The sequence below is a fragment of the Streptomyces sp. NPDC088553 genome, from assembly GCF_044752965.1.
Lineage (GTDB): Bacteria > Actinomycetota > Actinomycetes > Streptomycetales > Streptomycetaceae > Streptomyces.
On the sequence record NZ_JBIVMG010000001.1, the window covers coordinates 353,713 to 370,496 of the forward strand.

Sequence of the window (16,784 nt, forward strand, 5' to 3'; positions counted from 1 at the left end):
CGGAGGCACGCCGTCCGGGAGGTCAGAAGACCGACAGGCCCGTGATGGTCGTGAAGCGGTCGAGGGCGGTCACGCCGGCCACCGAGTTGCCCCGGTCGTCGAGACCAGGGCTCCATACGCAGAGGGTGCAGCGGCCCGGCACGACGGCGACGACCGCTCCGCCGACGCCGCTCTTGCCCGGCAGACCCACCCGGTAGGCGAAGTCGCCGGCCGCGTCGTACGTGCCGCAGGTGAGCATGACGGCGTTGACCTGCTTGGCCTGGCTGCGGGTCAGCAGCCGTGAGCCGTCGGCGCGCAGGCCGTGGCGGGCCAGGAAGCCGGTGGCCAGGGCCAGGTCGGCGCAGGACGCTTCGAGGGAGCACTGGCGGAAGTACTCGCGGAGCAGGTCGGGCACCGGTCCCGTGATGTTGCCGTAGGAGGCCATGAAGTGGGCGAGGGCCGCGTTGCGGTCGCCGTGGGCGGCCTCCGACGCGGCCACGCCGGGGTCGAAGGCCAGGTCAGGGTTGCCGCTCTCGGCGCGCAGGAAGGCGAGCAGGCTGCCCGAGGCGTCTCCGGTCAGCCGGTGCAGGCGGTCGGTGACGACGAGGGCGCCGGCGTTGATGAACGGGTTGCGCGGGATGCCGTTCTCGTACTCCAGCTGGACCAGGGAGTTGAACGGGTCGCCGGAGGGTTCCCTGCCGACGTGGGCCCAGAGCGTGTCGCCCTCTCCGGCGAGGGCGAGGGCGAGGGTGAAGACCTTGGTGACGGACTGGGTGGAGAAGGGCCGCCGCCAGTCCCCCACCCCGTAGACGGTGCCGTCGAGTTCCGCCACGGCCATGCCGAAGTCGGCGGGGTCGCCCGCGGCGAGCGCGGGGATGTAGTCGGCCGGGGTGCCCCGGTCGGTGAGCTCGGCGATCTCCTCGGCGATGCGGTCGAGGACGGGCTGGAAGGAGGTGGTGGCGTTCGTGGTCACGTGCGGTCCCGTGGGTCCCGGTCCTCGGCGGTGTGCCGCGGGGCGGACGGGTCCTCGGTGGGCCGCGGGGCGGACCGGTCCTCGGTCAGCCGCGGGGCGGGCCCGTCGCCGGCGGCCTGTCCGGTGGTCTGCGGAGCCGACTCGTCGTGCCCGGTGGTCCGCCGGTTCGCCTCGTCCTGCCGGGCGGCGGCGAGGCCGAGGTCGCCGCCGGCCGGTACGGCGAAGCAGCGGGCGACGGCCTCGTCCGTGACCTCGGGGAGGGTGGCCGGGCTCCAGCGGGGGTTCCGGTCCTTGTCGACGACCTGGGCACGGATGCCCTCGACGAGGTCGGGGGTGGTCAGAGCGGCGCAGGAGACGCGGAACTCCAGGTCCAGGACCTCTTCCAGGGTCGCGAGCGCCCGCGCGCGGCGCAGGGTGGCCAGGGTCGCCTTGAGCGCGGTCGGGGACTTCGCGAGCAGGGTGGCGGCCGCCTCCTTGGCGGCGGGCACGCCGGTCTCGAAGAGGCGCTCCACGACGGCCTCGACGGTCTCGGCCCGGTAGCAGGCGTCGATCCACTCCCGCTGCTCGGCGAGGACGCCGGGCGGGGGCGTGGCGGTGTGCCGGGCGACGGCCTCCTCGGCCGGGAGCCGAGTCAGGTCCCGGACCAGGGCGGGCAGTTCGGCGGAGGGGACGACGTGGTCGGCGAGGCCGGTGAGGATCGCGTCGGCGGCGCCGATGTGGCCGCCGGTGAGGGCGAGGTGGGTGCCGAGCTCGCCGGGGGCGCGCCCGAGGAGGTACGTGCCGCCGACGTCGGGGACGAATCCGATGCCGGTCTCCGGCATGGCGACCCGGGAGCGCTCGGTGACGACGCGGACGGAGCCGTGTGCGGAGACGCCGACGCCGCCGCCCATGACGATGCCGTCCATGAGGGCGACGTACGGCTTCGGGTAGCGGGCGATACGGGCGTTGAGCCGGTACTCGTCGCGCCAGAAGGCCGCGGAGGCGGAGCCGTCGGCGCGTGCGTCGTCGTGGATGGCGCGGATGTCGCCGCCGGCGCAGAGGCCGCGCTCGCCCGCGCCCTCGATGACGACGGTCGCGACGGCCGGGTCGTGCTCAAAGTCGGTGAGGGCGGCGTCGAGGGCGAGGACCATGCCGTGGGTGAGCGCGTTGATGGCGCGGGGGCGGTTCAGGGTGAGGAAGCCGGCCCGGCCCTCCGTCCGGAGGAGTACGTCGGCGGTTCCGGTCGGCACGATCGCTCGGTCCCTTCGGTGGCTCGGGGCACTGTCGCGATCACCGTACCGGGCGGGCCGGGACACGGCCCAGGTGGATCCGGGGACGGCCACCGGCGGTCGTCCCGGTCGCCACGGCCGTCCCGGTCACCCCGGTCGCCCCGGTCCCCGGATCGGTCCCGGATCAGTCGCCGAAGAGGAGGGAGTCGATGCCCCGGCGGACGCCCGGGATGTCGTGCGCGTGGCGGGCCGCGAGGAGGGTTCCCGCGACGTACGGGTCGGGGTCGGTGCCCGGGTCGTGGCGCAGGACGAGTCGCTCGCCGGGGCCGCCGAAGACGACCTCGGTGGTGACGGAGTAGCTGGGCAGCCGGACGGAGTGGACGCGGGTGCCGGCGATGTCGGCACCGCGTGCCTCGACGGGTCCGTGGAGGTCCTGGAGCGGGACGGCGGGGGCGGGGGTACGGACGGCGCCGAGCGTCTCGGCGAGCTCCCGGGCGGTGCCGCTGGGTACGTCGGGCTTGGTGGCGCTCGCGTAGTCGATGATTTCCCAGTGGTCGAGGTGCTCGGCGGCGAGGGCGGCGGAGCGGCGCAGGAGGGCGGCCATGATCGAGAAGTTGCCCGCGGCGATGACACCGACGCCGTGGGTGCGGGCGAGGGCGTCGAGTTCCGTGTAGTCATCGGCGGTGAGGCCGCTGGAGCCGACGACGACGTGCACTCCGGCCCGGATCGCGGTGAGGACGTTCTCCTTGACGGCGGCGGCGCTGGTGTAGTCGATGAGGAGGTCGACGGGGGCCGCGGCGAGGGCTTCGGCGACCGTCGCGTGGACCGTGCCGTCGGATCGGGATCCGGCGGCGTCCGCGAGGGTCCGGCCGGCCGCCGAGCGGGAGACGCCGGCGGTGAGGGTGAGGTCGTCGGCCGCGTCGAGGGCGGCGACGAGAGGCGGCGCGGTCCAGCCGGTGACTCCGGCGAAGCAGACGTTGATCATGCCGGTCACTGTAGGCGCGGGGCGGCGCCGGGAGCGGGAGGACGGGAGGGCCCGCGGCGGGCGGAGGGTGCGGCCCGAGGGCAGGAGGACACGATCACGGGGGGGGCGGGAAGGACTCATCCGCTTCTCGCGGATCCTGATTGCACGGTGCGCGGTCCTGTGACGGCCGCTACCCCGCGTCCTCATATGTCGAGTCCTTCCCGTCCCTTCCATGGAACCACCGCTCCGGCGGGGGCGCGAGCGCCCGCCGGAGCGGTGCCGGAAGGGGTTCAGGCCGGGAGCAGATCCTGCGGAACGCGCACCTGGCGGGGTGTGGACAGGCGGAGTTCGATGATGTCGCGGACGGTCGGCCATTCCTCGTCGAGGATCGAGTAGAAGGCCGTGTCACGTACGGCTCCGTCGAGGCCGCGGGAGTGGGCGCGACGGACTCCTTCGCAGCTCGCTCCGAGGCGCTCGATCGCGATTCTGGAGCGGGTGTTGCGGGCGTCCGCGCGCATCGTGATGCGGCGCACGCCCCAGGCTTCGAAGGCATGCCGGAGCATGAGGTACTTGGCCTCGGTGTTGATGCCGGTACCCCGGGCGTCGCCCGCGATCCAGGTGTTGCCGATCTCGGCGGCGTCCGGCACGGAGGTCAGCGGATCTCCGTGGGGCATGCCGGGGACGGGCGGCCAGACCAGCGGCCCCCGCCAGTAGTCGAGTTCGAGGAACCGGGTCGAGCCGATGACTCGCTCGTCGGCCGTACTGACCAGGGCGAAGGGCAGGGATCTTCCTGCCGCCTGATCGGTCAGGGCACGCGCGATGTAGTCGAGGGCCGATTCGAAGCCGTCGGGTACGGGGGTGAAGGCGTAGGCCGATCGGTCCGCCCCGCCGGCCCGGGCGAGGGCTTCGGCGTGCCGCATCGCCAGCGGCTCCAGGCGCACGGAGCGCCCGGTCAGGAGAACAGGTACTGGCACGGAACCTCGGGTCTTTCACGGGCAGGGAAAGCTTCCGCCGAGGGGTCACCGCGGCGGCAGCTAGGGGGAGGTTCTCGCCGGTGCCGACCACGTCAAGAGAGCGACAAATAAGCAGGTAAAACGGTTCGTCACCGGTGGCGAGGAGGACAGTATGCAGCCACAAGCGCTCGGAGAACAGAACCCCCGGCGAACCCGGGTACACGCCTGGGTGAAGGCTGGCGCGCGCCCGGGTGGACCGGTCTCAAGCAACGGACGGAGCCGCCCGCCAGTCGGACGGCCTGAGGGCCCTGAGGGGCTCAGACGCAGGTGGGATGGCCCCAGCCGTCGGGGTTCTTCGCGATGGTCTCGCCCTTGTCGTAGGCCTTGCCGCAGCGGCAGCGGCCCGAGAATCTCGCCTTCAGCGTGCCGCCGGACGGGCGACTGCGGCGGGCGGCGGAACCGCCGGAGGAACCGGCCGACGAGGCGCCCGCGGAGCCCGACGGCGCTGAGGAGCGCGCGCGGGGCGCGGAGGCGCGTGTCGGGGCTTCGGGGGGCGGCAGCGGGGCTCCGGCGGCGGAGCCGGTGGGCTCCTGCGTACGGGCGGTGTGGCTGGCCGCGCGGTCGGCCGCGTCGTTGAGGGGGTCGCCGTCGACCTGGTGCGCGGGCACGTAGACGAAGTCGACGTCCCGGCCGGTGAGCAGCGCGTCGATCCGGACGACCAGGTCCTTGTTGGCCACGGGGCTGCCGGAGGACGTCTTCCAGCCCTTGCGACGCCAGCCGGGGAGCCAGGTCGTGACGGCCTTCATGGCGTACTGGGAGTCCATCCGGACCTCGACCGGCACCCCCGGGTCGAGGGTTTCGAGCAGCCGTTCCAGGGCCGTGAGTTCGGCCACGTTGTTGGTCGCGCGGCCGAGCGGGCCGGCCTCCCAGCGGTCGATCGCTCCGTCGGCGCGGCCGATGACCCATGCCCAGGCCGCGGGGCCGGGGTTTCCCTTGGACGCGCCGTCGCACGCCGCGATGATCTTTTCCACCATCCCACGATCCTGACACGGCGGCGGGGGTGGGCGGTCCCACCCCCGCGGCGCCGGCCGTCGTGGGTCAGAAGTCGCCGTAGTTGACCTGCCAGGTGGGCAGGCCCATCCGGCGCCAGAGGGCGACGACGCGGTCACGGTCGTCGAGCGAGACGCGGACGTTGTATCTGTGGCGTACCTGGGCGTCGAAGAGCTCGGCCTTCACCAGGTCGTCGCCGCGGCCGTCGCCGGACGCCCGCATCCACAGTTCGTCGTACGGCACCTCGTGGTGGGCGAGCCAGGACTCGGTGAGCGCGCGGTGGTCCTCGCTGCGGCCGGACAGCAGCACGATCCGGTCCTGCTCGGTGTGCCGGAAGGCGCGCAGGGCGTCCCGCACCGAGACGTTGAGCAGGTCGCGGTCGCAGTGCCTGAAGTCGTACGGGCCCCGGTCGACGCGCAGGGCGAGGGTGCCGTCGATGTCGCACATGACGGCGGTGGGGAGGCTCGGGTCGGGGACGTAGGGCTCTCCGACGGTGGGCCGGTCGTTGAGCCAGTCCGCGGTGAGCCGCCAGCCGCCCCGGGTGGCCTTGGCGTGCTTCTCGGCGAGGATGCGGATGATCTCCTCGCCGACGGGTCGCTCGCGGGCGGCGTCGCGGCGCACGCACTCGTCGACGGGGACGTCGGTGAAGTCGTGGACGGCGAAGGTGGCGAGGCCTCCCACGGCGGCCTTCAGCCGCTTCGGGATGTGCGGGGTCAGATGGGTGTTGTCGACGACGACGTCGAAGCCGTCGTCGACGGCGGCGCGGACGGCGGAGTCCTGGATGCCGAGCACGGTCTGCTCGTGCTTGTGGGAGCGGCCGCGGTCCGGCGAGGGGACGTCGAGCATGGAGCGGAGGTCGTCGAGGTTGACGCGCCGCACGCGTCCCTCGGCGGCCGCCTGGAGGGCTCGGGCGGCCGTCGTCTTCCCGGAGGCCGGCAGGCCGGTCATGACATGGACGACTGGCACGGTCAGTTCTCCTGGTCGTGGGCGAAGGGGTCGGTGGCCTCGGGGCGCAGCTGGCGCCAGAGGAGGAGGTCGGTGGGGCGCCCGTCGAGGCGCAGGAACAGGGCGGCGCGCAGGCCGCGGTCGGACTCCCCGGCCGCGGCGCGGGCGAAGGCGCCCCGGTCGTCGGCGAGGTGGGCCAGGCGCGCGTACGCCTCGTCGACGGCCCGCTCGCGCTCGGCCGCCGCGGCTTCGAGGCCGCCGATCACCTCGCGTACCCAGGCGTCGAACTCGTCCGGCACCTGCTCCAGGAGGGCGTCCAGCGGCTTGCCGCCGTCGGCCTCGACCTCGGTCACGGAGCAGCCGAGGCCCTTGGCGAGTTCGCCGGCCGGGAGACCGGCGAAGCGCTGGATGCCGTGGCCGCGCCAGATGTCGCGCTCGGTGACACCGGTGAGCACCTTGTGGAGGCGTACGTACTCGGCGAGCTTGGCCTTGGCGCGCAGGCCGGAGGCGAAGCGCAGGACGAAGCCCTCGGCGTCGGTGCCGGTGGCCCGATGGCCGCCGGGGAGGGTGTTGGACTCGGTCAGGGCGACGAGCTCCGCGAGGCCCATGGCGGGCCAGGTGCGGACGACGGAGCCGACGGGCCGCCAGCCGGCGGCGGCCTCGGCGAGCGGGATCTCGGTGCCGTCCCGGCCGAAGGCGGCGAGCAGGACGAGGTCGCGGCGCTCGCCGTAGTTCACGACGATGCGGTTGCCCGGGTAGAGGATCTCGGCGAGGTACGTGACGCCGGGCGTCAGGCCCGCCGTGTCGGCCGCGTCGAGCCGGCGCTGCGCCCAGGTGGCCTGGACGCTGGTGAAGGAGCCCTTGGAGGCGACGTGCCAGCGGCCGTCGTAGTGGAAGACCACACCGAGGCTGCCGTCGACCTTGTCGTACACCTCGAACGGCTCGTCGGGCAGCGGCGGCGCGTAGGGGCGGCCGGAGGCGTGCTCGGAGACGTTGAAGAACTTGGGGAGGGGGAGCGCGACGATCCGTCCGGTGGCGTCGTCGGCGACGAGTCCGCGGCAGCGGGTGGTCGCCTCGTTCCAGTGCTGGGCGTACTGGCACGCGCGCGTGTACGTGTAGATCGACAGCGGCAGCCGAGGGTGCCTCTTGCGCGTGACGTGCCCGTCCGTGAGTGCGGCGGTGAGCTCGTCGGACGGCATCAGGTCGTGCAGAGTCAGGGTCGCCTGGCTCATGGGGTCCCTCCCGGGTGTTCGATGATCCATTCTCTGTGGTCGGAGGCCTGGAGGACAGCGAATATCCGGCTCGGCGGGGGCGTGGTGGGGGTGGGGTGCGGGGGCTCGCTCCGGGGCGTGTCGGTGGTGCCCCGTAGACTCGCCGTCTCCCCGTCGGTGACGTCACCGGCGCAGACGAAGGAAGCGAGCCCCATGAACCACGCGGACGGCACGGCACCGATCTACGCCGAGCTCATACGGGAGCGGGGGGATGTTCCGGGTGACGTCCGCCAGGTCGCCGAGGAGGTTCTGCGGGACCTGAGCCGGGTCATCCAGGTGCCGCCGCAGGGGGTCCAGGGTCCTCAGCAGGGCGTCGTCGCGCACGCGGGAGCGGTCGCGCACCAGGGGGCGCACCAGGGCGTCGTCGCCCTCGCGCACCAGGGCGCTGTCCAGCACTCCGGCGCGGGTGGCCCGATGGGCGCGGGTGGCCCGATGGGTGTCGGCGGGCCCTCGGGTGTCGTGGGTCAGGCGGGCGCCGTCCTGCCGCACCGGCCGATGCGCTAGCCGTCCGTTCCGGGGCCGTCCGTCACGCTTCCGGCCGGCCCCGGCCCGTCGGCCACGGTCCCGCTCGGCGCCCCGGCCCGTCGGCCACGGTCCCGCTCGGCGCCCCGGCCCGTCGACCCCGTTCCCGATCGGCGCCCCGGCCCGTCGACCCCGTTCCCGATCGTCCCCCCGCCCTCGTCCCTCCCGATCCCGCGCTGCGCCCCGGCTCGTCCGCCCGTTTCCGGGCGTTGTCAGAGCCGTAGGCCATGCTGCTGCCGATCGGCCCGTGCCGCAGTGGCGGCGGGCCACGTACGGACGACTGGGGATGACGACATGGCCGAGGTTCTGCTCTTCCACCACTCGCTCGGGTTGACCGAGGGGGTGGTCGCGTTCGCCGAGGAGCTCCGGCGGGCGGGGCACACGGTCCACACGCCCGACCTGTACGAGGGCCGGACCTTCACCGACCTCGAGGCCGGCGTCGGGTACGCCCGGGAGATCGGCTTCGGCACCCTCGTGGCGCGCGGCGAGCGGGTGGCGTCGGAGCTGCCCGAGGCCCTCGTCTACGCCGGGTTCTCGCTCGGTGTGCTGCCCGCCCAGAAGCTGGCGCAGACCCGGTCCGGGGCGCTCGGCGCCCTGCTGTTCAGCGCCTGCGTGCCGGTGTCGGAGTTCGGCGCGGCCTGGCCGGAGGGCGTCCCCGCGCAGGTGCACGGGATGGACGCCGACCCCTTCTTCGTCGACGAGGGCGATCTGGCGGCCGCCCGCGCGCTGGTGGCGGACGTGGCGGACCGGAGGCTTTTCCTGTACCCGGGGAGCTCGCACCTGTTCGCCGAGCGCGGGGCGCCGTCCTTCGTGCCGGAGGCTGCCGCGATGTGCGTGGAGCGGACGGTCTGCTTCCTCGACGCTGCTCGTGCCGGTGGAGTTTCTGACTGACGAGCAGGCCGAGGCGTACGGGACGTTCTGCCGGGTGCCCACGCGCCCGGAGCCGGAGAGGTTCTTCTTCCTCCATGACGACGACCGGGACCTGATCGCGCTGTCAGCCCGGGCGAAGGCGCCCACGCCCAGGCGCCCAGCGCAGGGGCGTGGGCAGAAGGAGAGCTGACCGGGCGGCGGGCAGCAAGCCGGTCAGGAATTTCCTTCGGCCGGGCTGCGAAGGGAACGCGGTGTCACCGCGTCCTGTTCCGTGAGGTGGCTGTCCACGGTGGTGTTCAGGTCGGCCATGAACGCTTCGACCCGTTCCAGGAACTGGGGCGGGTAGGGCGACATCGCGGCGTCGAGGCGGTGGGCGAGCGGGCCGAAGAACTCGTCCGCCCTCTCCTGGATGTGTGCTCCGCTGCGCAGTGTGACGATGCGCCGGTCGGTGTGCTCGCGGGCCCGCGTGATGTGTCCCGCCGCTTCGAGGCGGTTCAGCAGCGCGGTGGTGGCGCCCGTGGACAGGGAGATCCGCTCGCTCAGCCGCGCCGGTGACAGGGGGGTGCCGCGCTCCTCGGCGGCGGCGATCTCCAGGACCGCGGTCGCGTCCGTGGAGTGCAGTCCCAGCCAGGCGGCGAAGCGCCGACTGAGCTCGGCGTAGTGGCCGCCGTAGATCCTCAGCGACTCCATCAGCCGCTCGCGCTGCTCCGCGACACCGTCACGCACTGCTTCCTCCACGCCTGCGCCCTTCTCTCCTGTCACGCGGTCCGCACGTTCATCCCGCTTTGACAACCTACTGCCACCATTTTACCTTCATGATGGAATTACTTCACCATGGAGGTATCTGGAATGCGTGTCCCGTCCCCCACCCCCGTGGAGACGACCGAGCCCTACCGGTGGCGGTGGCTGATCCTGGCGGTGATGATCGTCGCGGAGATCATGGATCTCCTGGACGCCTCGATCGTCAACGTCGCCGGACCGGACCTGGAGAGATCCCTCGGTGCAGGCTCGGTCGGGCTGCAGTGGGTGATCGGCGGCTACGCCCTCACCCTGGGCGCCGGTCTGGTGCTCGGCGGCCGGCTCGGCGACCGCTACGGCCGGCGCCGGATGTTCCTGATCGGACTCGCGGCGTTCACCGCGACCTCGCTGCTGTGCGCGATCGCGCCGAACATCGAGTCGCTGATCGCCTTCCGTCTGCTGCAGGGCACCGCCGGGGCGATGCTGCTGCCCCAGGGCCTGGGCCTGCTGCGGGAGAACTTCTCCGGCCCCGAGCTCACCAAGGTCTTCGCCGTCTTCGGCCCCGTCCTCGGCCTGGGCGGCATCATCGGCCCGGTGTTGGGCGGCTTCCTCATCGAGGGCGACTTCTTCGGCCTGGGCTGGCGCTCGGTGTTCCTGATCAACCTGCCCATCGGCATCGTGGCACTGATCGTCGCCGTGAAGTTCGTGCCCAGGAAGGCGGGCGACCGCACGATCCGGGTCGACATGACCGGCGCCGCCCTGGTCGTGGCGTCCTGCGCTCTGCTGGTGCTGCCGCTCAACCAGGGGCAGGAGAACGGCTGGCCGCTGTGGACGTGGCTGTCCATGGCAGCCTCGGCCATCGGGTTCGCCCTCTTCGCCCTCCAGCAGCGCCGCACGGCCGCCGCGGGCCGCGAGCCGCTGGTGACCCCGGGCCTGCTGCGCAAGCCGGCCTTCACCGTCGGCCTCGGCGGCATCGCCCTGTTCTTCGGCGGTCTCGTCGGCACCCAGCTCGTGCTGACCCTGTTCCTCCAGATCGGCCGGCACTTCACCGCCGGTGAGGCGGGACTGGGCAACCTGCCCCTCGCGGTGGGAACCGCGATCGGCGGCGCGGTCAGCGGCGCGTTCCTCGCGGACAAGATCGGCCGCAAGGTGCTGCAGATCGGACCGCTGGTCCAGCTGGTCGGCGCGGCCGTGCTGTGGTTCGAGCTCGACGGCCTCGACGCCGCCTCGTTCTCGATCTGGGACATCGCTCCCGGCGTGGCGGTGGCGGGCATCGGCGCCGGCATGGTGATCGCCGCCCTGTTCGGCTTCATCCTCGCCGCGGTCGACGACGACGAGATCGGATCCGCCTCCGGGGTCCTGTCGGCGGTCCAGGCGGTCGGCGGTTCCATCGGCGTCGCGGTCTTCGGGTCGGTGTTCTTCACCCAGGCGAAGGCCGGCGACTTCACCGGCGGCTTCCACCGCGCGCTGCTCGTCCAGGCGTGCCTGCTGGTGGCCTTCCTCGCGATCACCTTCCTGCTGCCCAAGAAGGGTCGCCCCGAAGACGAGCAGCACGGCGTCTCCGTCGGAACGGCTGCCGACGGCTCCGGCAAGCAGCACCTCACCGTGTGAGCCCCGACCGGGGAGCGTGCGCGACAAGCGGCCCCGGCCGCCTGCTGACGCGGCGGCCCGCACGGGCAGGCACGGCGGCCGGCCGCCCGTCATCTCGACGCCGGCCGGACCGTGATCGATCTCAGCGGCACTTCCTGTGCCGCAACTCCTCGCACCCGGTCAAGCGCTGAAGCGGCGGACGTAGCGGTGCTGCCAGGGGGTCTCGACGGCTCGGCGGTCGTAGTGGCGGCGGACGTGGTCGACGGCCTCGTCGGCCGGGATCCCGTCGAGGACGGCGAGGCAGGCCAGGGCGGTGCCGGTGCGGCCCCGCCCGCCTCCGCAGGCGATCTCGACCCGTTCGTCCGCGGCGCGTTCCCAGGCGTCGGTGAGGACGGCCCGGGCCGTGTCCCGGTCCGTGGGGAGGCGGAAGTCCGGCCAGCGGAGCCACACCGACTCCCACGCGACCTCGGGCGGCCGCTTGCCGAGCAGGTGGACGGCGTAGGTCGGCGGGGGCCCGCCGGGGATCGGGCGGCGCAGGGCGCGGCCGCGCACCAGCCGTCCGGAGGGAAGTCTCAGGACGCCGGGGGCCGACTCCTGCCAGGGTTCGGTCATCCCGTCACGGTAAGGGCGGACGGGGCTCGGGGGGGGCAGCATGGGATCACTTCGGGGTCAGCCGATCGGTCGACCCCGGTGTCGTCCGTCCCGCCGTCGGGCCGGGGCCGGCTGTCGGACCGTACACGGCCGTGCGCGGGCGGAGGATCGGTGCAGGGTGCGGCCCGTCCTCGGGCGGGGCCGCCCGTGTCCGCCGTACCGAGGAGTCCGTCATGACGAAGTACCGCCGTGCGTCCCGTACCGCCCGGGTCCTCCTGCCCGGAGCCGTGGCCGTGGTCCTGCTCGCCGGGTGCGCGCAGGGGTCCGGAGGGGCCGCCTCCGCGGCGGGATCGACGGCTCCGGCCGGAGCGTCCCCCACCGGCGCGCCGCCCACCGCCGGCTCTTCCGTCACCCTGACACCCGCCCCGAGCGGCGAGCCCGCGCCGGGCACGCTCCTGGTCGCCGACTTCGGCTCCGACACGGTGACCTTCGTCGACCCCGCGCGGGGTGCCACCGGCTCGGTCGAGGTCGGCACCGCCCCCTACGGTCTGGCCCTCGGCGAGGACGGGCGGGCCTGGGTGGCGACCGCCGAGGGCGTCGCGGTCGTGGACACGAAGACCCGGCAGCGGCTCGCGATCGTCCCGTACGAGACGGACGCGGGTCCCGTGACCACGGGCGAGTACCGGGGCGGCGGCATGGGTATCGCCCTCGCGCCGGACGGGCGCCGGGTGTACGTGGGGGTCAATGTGCCCGGCGGGAACGGCACCCTGGAGGTGATCGACACGACGGCCCTGCGGGTCACGGACACGGTGCCGGTCGGCCGGCGCCCGTTCGACGTGGATGTCTCGCGTGACGGCGCCGAGGTGTACGCGACGAACCACGACTCCTTCGACGTCACGGTCGTCGGGACGGGGAGGCTGGAGCCGCGCCGGATCGAGGTCGCCCCGTACGGCACGGAGGGCGGGATCGGTTCCTGGCTGAAGCCGCACTACACGGCCGTACGCCCTTCGGACGGCAAGCTGCTGCTGCCCTTCGAGGGCGAGCGGCTCGCCGTCGTCGACCCGCGGACCGGCCGGACGACCATCGAGCGGATGACCGCGAACACCCACCAGCACGGCACTGCGGTGACCGCCGACGGCACGCTCCTCACGGTGGGCACGGGACCGATCCACCCCGACGAGGACGAGGGGCCCTCCCTGACGGTCCGGGCCCCCGGCGGCACCGAGCGGGTCTACCCCCTGGAGGGGCCGCACGAGGACGTGGCGGTCTCCGAGGACGGGCGCACCGCCTATGTGACCGGCGGGTTCACCCGCGACGGGTACTGGGACGGCCTGAGCATCGTCGACCTCGGCACGGGTGACGTCCACCGTCTTGAGGCGGGTTCGCGTCCGCTGGGGGTCGTGGTCCTGTGACCCCGTTCAGCGCTGGGGCAGGACGGTCGTGACCCGCTCGATGAAGGTCTTGAAGTCGGCCATGAAATCGGTCAGGAACTGCTGGGTCGTCGGGTCGGTGACCTCGCCGTCCGGTGTGAAGAGCCCCGGGACGAACTGGATGTAGGCCTCGGGGGCGTTCATCTGCGGGGAGTTGCAGAAGCTCAGCACCGAGCGGAGGCTCTGCTGGGCGACGGCGGTGCCGATCTTGCCGGGCGAGGCGCCGATGACCGCCGACGGCTTGTGGGTGAAGGAGTTGGTTCCCCAGGGGCGGCTGGCCCAGTCGATGGCGTTCTTGAGGCCGCCGGGGATGGACCGGTTGTACTCGGGGGTGACGAAGAGGACGGCGTCGACGGCGGCGATGGCGTCCTTGAGGGCCCGGCCCTCGGGCGGGTAGTCCGCGTCGAAGTCGTGGTTGTAGAGCGGCAGGTCCTTGATGGGGATCTCCTGGAACTCCAGCTCCGGCGGCGCCACGCGGAGAAGGGCACGGGAGAGGGTCCTGTTGATGGAGTCCTTCGACAGGCTGCCGACGAAGTAGCCGACCTGGTACGTGGTCATGCGTGCTGTTCCGCCTTCCGGGAGGGGGGTACGGCCTCCGCGCGGGGCCTTCGGCAACGTAACCCGCCCGTGGCCCCGCTGCGACCGGAGCCCGCCGGGCCTCAGAGACCCACGATCAGCTGGATGCAGACGATCTTGACGAGGATCGCGAGGGCGAACAGGGTCGCGTAGCCGGTGTTCACCCGGCTGTCGGAGACGCGGCTGTTGGCGTACGCGGTGATGGCCGGGTTGCCCACGTACCCGGCGAGGAGCCCCATGGTGCGGGGCCTGCTCTGGCCGAGGACCCGGGCGACGAGGACCATCAGGGCGTAGCTGAGCACCGCGCCGATGACGAGCACCGCGAGGAGCCTGAGGCCGAAGAGCGAGAACGCCTCACGGCGGAAGGCGTAGCCCGAGGTCAGGCCGACGCAGGCGAGGAAGATCAGCAGGCCGATCTGGCGGAGCGTGAGGTTGGCGCGGGTCGGCAGGACCCAGACGAGGGGGCCGGTGCGGCGCAGCCGGCCGAGGACCATGGCCATGACGAGGGGTCCGGCGGCGGTGCCGAGGGACAGCACGGTGGAGCCGATGGTCAGCTTCGGGATGCCGATGAGGAAGCCGGCGGCGAGGCCGAGGCCCATGCTGACGGCGCTGACCTCGCTGACCTTGGCCTCGGTGTCGCCGAGGAAGCCGGTCACCTCGGCGGCGCGTTCCCGGGGCATGGCGACGCGGACCCGGTCGTCGAGCTGGAGCAGCAGGTCGTCGTGGGCCAGGAGGTCCTGGTCGCCGCGGCGGACCCGGGTGGCCTTGGCTCCGTAGCGTCCGCCGAGGTCGAGTTCGGCCACGGTGTGTCCGGCGAGGTCGGGGTTGGTGAGCAGGATGCGGCGGTAGTCGACGATGTCGCGCCGGTCGAGGAGGTGGGTGGGGGCCTGGGTGCCGAGGGCGGCGATGCCGGCGGCGACGGCCTCGGGTCCGCCGACGAGGACGACCTGGTCCCCGGGGGCGAGGGTGTCGAGGTCGCGGGCGACGCGGGGCGTGCCGCCCTGGGGCCGGTGGGCGCTGGCGAGGAGCTGTCCGTCGGTGGCGCCGGGGACGTGGGCCCAGCGGACGGGCCGGGTGACGTCGACGGTGCGGGTGATCAGTTCCTCGGGGAGTCCGGAGCCGGGGTCGCGGCGGCCGGGCCAGGTGCGGGCGGCGGCGACGGCCGAGACGAAGAGGATGGTGAGGACGACGGCGAGGGGGTAGCCGATCGCGTAGCCGGTGGCGGGCTGGGCGGGGTCGGGCGAGGAGGCCTGGGCGGCGGCGAGGCCGGGGGTGGTGGTGCCGATGCCCGCGTAGCCGCCCGCGAGGTAGGGGCCGTCGATGCCGAAGACCTTGCTGCCGAGGAGGCCCACCGCGAGGGCGGTGATGACGAGGGCGGCGACGGCTCCGGTCATCACGGCGAGCTGCGGGCGGAGTTCGCGGAAGAAGGCCGGGCCCGCTTCGAGACCGACGGTGTACACGTACAGGGCGAGGCCGAGGACGGAGAGTCCGGCGGGCACGGCCGGGCCGATGTCGGGATCGAGCGCGCCGAGCAGCAGGCCGGCGAAGAGGACGCCGGCGGGGCCGAGCTTCACCGGACCGAAGCGGACCATGCCGAAGAGCGATCCAGCCGCAATGACGATAAAAAGGGTGAACCACGGATAGTCAGCAAAAAATTGCCACATGCGGCTTACTCAGCCATATCCGCTGGTTTCTTGCACGCTCATACGGAAGGGCGGACAGCGTGACGCGACCGAGGATTCTCGTGGTGGGCGCCGGATTCGCCGGAGTGGCCTGTGTACGGCGGCTCGAACGACGCCTCGCGGAGCGGGAGGCGCAGCTCGCGCTCCTCTCACCGTTCTCGTACCAGCTGTACCTGCCCCTGCTCCCCCAGGTGGCGGCGGGGGTGCTGACCCCGCAGTCGGTCGCGCTGTCGCTGCGCCGCAGCGAACGGCACCGCACCCGGATCGTGCCGGGTGGTGTGGTCGGCGTGGACACGGCGGCGAAGGTCTGTGTGGTGCGCACGATCGCCGGGGAGTACGTGACCGAACCGTACGACCATCTCGTGCTCGCGCCCGGCAGCGTGACCCGCAGCTTCGACATCCCCGGGCTCGCCGAGCACGCGCGGGGGATGAAGACCCTCGCCGAGGCCGTGTACATCCGCGACCACGTCATCGCCCAGCTGGACCTGGCGGACGCGAGCAACGACGACGAGGAGCGGGCCGCGCGGCTGCGGTTCGTGGTGGTCGGCGGTGGGTACGCGGGCACGGAGACGGCGGCCTGTCTCCAGCTGCTCACCCACAACGCGGCCAAGCGGTATCCCCGCATCGACCCGAAGCTCATCAAGTGGCACCTGGTCGACATCGCGCCGAAGCTGATGCCCGAACTGGGCGACAAGCTCGGCGCCGCCGCGATGGACATCCTGACGAAGCGCGGCATCGAGGTGTCCCTGGGCGTGTCGGTGGCCTCCGTGGACGACGAGGCCGTGACGCTCACGGACGGGCGGGTGCTGCCGAGCCGGACGCTGATCTGGACGGCCGGGGTGGCGGCGAGCCCGCTGATCGGCACGCTCGGCGCGGAGACGTTCCGGGGGCGGCTCGTGGTCACGGCCGAGATGACCGTGCCGGGGCTGGACGGGGTGTGGGCGCTCGGAGACGCGGCGGCGGTGCCGGATCTCGCCAAGGGCGAGGAGGGCGCGATCTGCCCGCCGACCGCCCAGCACGCGATGCGGCAGGGGAAGGCGCTCGCCGACAACCTGGTCTCGACACTGCGCGGCGAGCCGACCCGGCCGTACACCCACAAGGATCTGGGTCTGGTGGTGGACCTCGGCGGATTGGACGGGGTCTCGAAGCCGCTCGGCGTGGAGCTGCACGGGGCGCCGGCGCAGGCCGTGGCCCGCGCGTATCACTGGGCGGCGCTGCGGACCAATGTGGCGAAGACCCGGGTGATGACGAACTGGCTGCTGAACGCCGTGGCCGGGGACGACTTCGTACGGACCGGGTTCCTGGCGTCGAAGTCCGGCACGCTGCGGGACTTCGAGTACACCGACGCGTATCTGACCCCGGAGCAGGTCCTCAGCCACACGGGCGCGTTCCGCGGGGCGGTCGGGACCGGCGGAGGGAACTGAGCGGCAGCCACGCGCGTA

General features: G+C 73.1%; 16 protein-coding genes. 5 read left to right on the forward strand and 11 right to left on the reverse strand.

Annotation, left to right across the window (positions count from 1 at the left end; translation table 11 throughout):
* Window positions 1–22: 22 nt before the first annotated feature.
* The 7 genes from ACIP8Z_RS01620 to ACIP8Z_RS01650 all read right to left on the reverse strand — a co-directional run bounded on the left by ACIP8Z_RS01620 (window position 23) and on the right by ACIP8Z_RS01650 (window position 7,304).
* On the reverse strand, window positions 23–952 hold the full coding sequence (locus tag ACIP8Z_RS01620; RefSeq protein WP_402077359.1) for a glutaminase: 930 nt from the start codon (window positions 950–952) through the stop codon (window positions 23–25).
* Entirely contained in the window at window positions 949–2,181 is a 1,233-nt protein-coding gene (locus ACIP8Z_RS01625) for an enoyl-CoA hydratase/isomerase family protein (RefSeq protein WP_402077362.1), read from the reverse strand. Before ACIP8Z_RS01625 ends, ACIP8Z_RS01620 begins: the two co-directional genes overlap by 4 nt.
* Before the next feature lie 163 nt (window positions 2,182–2,344).
* The gene (gene dapB / locus ACIP8Z_RS01630; RefSeq protein WP_402077364.1) at window positions 2,345–3,145 is read right to left on the reverse strand and encodes a 4-hydroxy-tetrahydrodipicolinate reductase; all 801 of its coding nucleotides are present in this window, start codon (window positions 3,143–3,145) and stop codon (window positions 2,345–2,347) included.
* 269 nt (window positions 3,146–3,414) lie between these two features.
* Window positions 3,415–4,098: a GNAT family N-acetyltransferase gene (locus ACIP8Z_RS01635; RefSeq protein ID WP_209493217.1), complete on the reverse strand. Its 684-nt coding sequence runs from the start codon at window positions 4,096–4,098 to the stop codon at window positions 3,415–3,417.
* 296 nt (window positions 4,099–4,394) lie between these two features.
* Window positions 4,395–5,111: a ribonuclease H gene (locus ACIP8Z_RS01640; RefSeq protein WP_402077368.1), complete on the reverse strand. Its 717-nt coding sequence runs from the start codon at window positions 5,109–5,111 to the stop codon at window positions 4,395–4,397.
* A 64-nt stretch (window positions 5,112–5,175) separates the two neighbouring features.
* Window positions 5,176–6,093 (reverse strand): AAA family ATPase, encoded by a 918-nt coding sequence (locus ACIP8Z_RS01645; protein WP_402077370.1) that lies wholly within the window; start codon window positions 6,091–6,093, stop codon window positions 5,176–5,178.
* Window positions 6,094–6,095: 2 nt separating this feature from the next.
* Window positions 6,096–7,304, reverse strand: a complete 1,209-nt coding sequence (locus ACIP8Z_RS01650; RefSeq protein ID WP_402077373.1) for an RNA ligase — start codon at window positions 7,302–7,304, stop codon at window positions 6,096–6,098.
* Between the two features lie 192 nt (window positions 7,305–7,496).
* On the opposite strand from ACIP8Z_RS01650, the gene ACIP8Z_RS01655 reads away from it, so the two are divergent.
* Both ACIP8Z_RS01655 and ACIP8Z_RS01660 read left to right on the forward strand, forming a co-directional pair.
* Window positions 7,497–7,847: a hypothetical protein gene (locus ACIP8Z_RS01655; protein ID WP_402077376.1), complete on the forward strand. Its 351-nt coding sequence runs from the start codon at window positions 7,497–7,499 to the stop codon at window positions 7,845–7,847.
* 312 nt (window positions 7,848–8,159) lie between these two features.
* A complete protein-coding gene (locus ACIP8Z_RS01660; RefSeq protein WP_402077378.1) occupies window positions 8,160–8,756 on the forward strand; it encodes a dienelactone hydrolase family protein in 597 nt (198 codons plus the stop codon).
* A 192-nt stretch (window positions 8,757–8,948) separates the two neighbouring features.
* Here ACIP8Z_RS01660 and ACIP8Z_RS01665 read toward each other — a convergent pair whose 3' ends face one another.
* Window positions 8,949–9,425 (reverse strand): MarR family winged helix-turn-helix transcriptional regulator, encoded by a 477-nt coding sequence (locus tag ACIP8Z_RS01665; RefSeq protein ID WP_402078864.1) that lies wholly within the window; start codon window positions 9,423–9,425, stop codon window positions 8,949–8,951.
* Between the two features lie 159 nt (window positions 9,426–9,584).
* Here ACIP8Z_RS01665 and ACIP8Z_RS01670 point away from each other — a divergent pair, with 159 nt between their 5' ends.
* Complete coding sequence (locus ACIP8Z_RS01670; RefSeq protein WP_402077381.1) at window positions 9,585–11,084, forward strand: MFS transporter; 1,500 nt, start codon at window positions 9,585–9,587, stop codon at window positions 11,082–11,084.
* A gap of 159 nt (window positions 11,085–11,243) precedes the next feature.
* Here ACIP8Z_RS01670 and ACIP8Z_RS01675 read toward each other — a convergent pair whose 3' ends face one another.
* Complete coding sequence (locus ACIP8Z_RS01675) at window positions 11,244–11,675, reverse strand: protein phosphatase (protein WP_402077383.1); 432 nt, start codon at window positions 11,673–11,675, stop codon at window positions 11,244–11,246.
* 212 nt (window positions 11,676–11,887) lie between these two features.
* On the opposite strand from ACIP8Z_RS01675, the gene ACIP8Z_RS01680 reads away from it, so the two are divergent.
* Window positions 11,888–13,066, forward strand: a complete 1,179-nt coding sequence (locus tag ACIP8Z_RS01680) for a YncE family protein (protein ID WP_402077386.1) — start codon at window positions 11,888–11,890, stop codon at window positions 13,064–13,066.
* A gap of 6 nt (window positions 13,067–13,072) precedes the next feature.
* Here ACIP8Z_RS01680 and ACIP8Z_RS01685 read toward each other — a convergent pair whose 3' ends face one another.
* Both ACIP8Z_RS01685 and ACIP8Z_RS01690 read right to left on the reverse strand, forming a co-directional pair.
* Window positions 13,073–13,642 (reverse strand): NADPH-dependent FMN reductase, encoded by a 570-nt coding sequence (locus tag ACIP8Z_RS01685; RefSeq protein WP_402077389.1) that lies wholly within the window; start codon window positions 13,640–13,642, stop codon window positions 13,073–13,075.
* Window positions 13,643–13,743: 101 nt separating this feature from the next.
* Window positions 13,744–15,324 carry an aspartate:alanine exchanger family transporter gene (locus tag ACIP8Z_RS01690; protein ID WP_402077392.1) on the reverse strand — a complete coding sequence of 527 codons (1,581 nt, stop codon included), beginning with the start codon at window positions 15,322–15,324 and terminating at the stop codon, window positions 13,744–13,746.
* Window positions 15,325–15,383: 59 nt separating this feature from the next.
* Between ACIP8Z_RS01690 and ACIP8Z_RS01695 the strand changes: the two genes are divergently transcribed.
* A complete protein-coding gene (locus ACIP8Z_RS01695) occupies window positions 15,384–16,766 on the forward strand; it encodes an NAD(P)/FAD-dependent oxidoreductase (protein ID WP_402077394.1) in 1,383 nt (460 codons plus the stop codon).
* Window positions 16,767–16,784 lie beyond the last annotated feature (18 nt).

Excerpts from the sequence above, each read along its gene's own strand:
- dapB (WP_402077364.1), bottom strand. The coding sequence starts at position 3,145 with ATGATCAACGTCTGCTTCGCCGGAGTCACCGGCTGGACCGCGCCGCCT.
- ACIP8Z_RS01640 (WP_402077368.1), bottom strand. The coding sequence starts at position 5,111 with ATGGTGGAAAAGATCATCGCGGCGTGCGACGGCGCGTCCAAGGGAAAC.
- ACIP8Z_RS01650 (WP_402077373.1), bottom strand. The coding sequence starts at position 7,304 with ATGAGCCAGGCGACCCTGACTCTGCACGACCTGATGCCGTCCGACGAG.
- ACIP8Z_RS01655 (WP_402077376.1), top strand. The coding sequence starts at position 7,497 with ATGAACCACGCGGACGGCACGGCACCGATCTACGCCGAGCTCATACGG.
- ACIP8Z_RS01660 (WP_402077378.1), top strand. The coding sequence starts at position 8,160 with ATGGCCGAGGTTCTGCTCTTCCACCACTCGCTCGGGTTGACCGAGGGG.
- ACIP8Z_RS01665 (WP_402078864.1), bottom strand. The coding sequence starts at position 9,425 with ATGGAGTCGCTGAGGATCTACGGCGGCCACTACGCCGAGCTCAGTCGG.
- ACIP8Z_RS01670 (WP_402077381.1), top strand. The coding sequence starts at position 9,585 with ATGCGTGTCCCGTCCCCCACCCCCGTGGAGACGACCGAGCCCTACCGG.
- ACIP8Z_RS01675 (WP_402077383.1), bottom strand. The coding sequence starts at position 11,675 with ATGACCGAACCCTGGCAGGAGTCGGCCCCCGGCGTCCTGAGACTTCCC.
- ACIP8Z_RS01680 (WP_402077386.1), top strand. The coding sequence starts at position 11,888 with ATGACGAAGTACCGCCGTGCGTCCCGTACCGCCCGGGTCCTCCTGCCC.
- ACIP8Z_RS01685 (WP_402077389.1), bottom strand. The coding sequence starts at position 13,642 with ATGACCACGTACCAGGTCGGCTACTTCGTCGGCAGCCTGTCGAAGGAC.
- ACIP8Z_RS01690 (WP_402077392.1), bottom strand. The coding sequence starts at position 15,324 with ATGTGGCAATTTTTTGCTGACTATCCGTGGTTCACCCTTTTTATCGTC.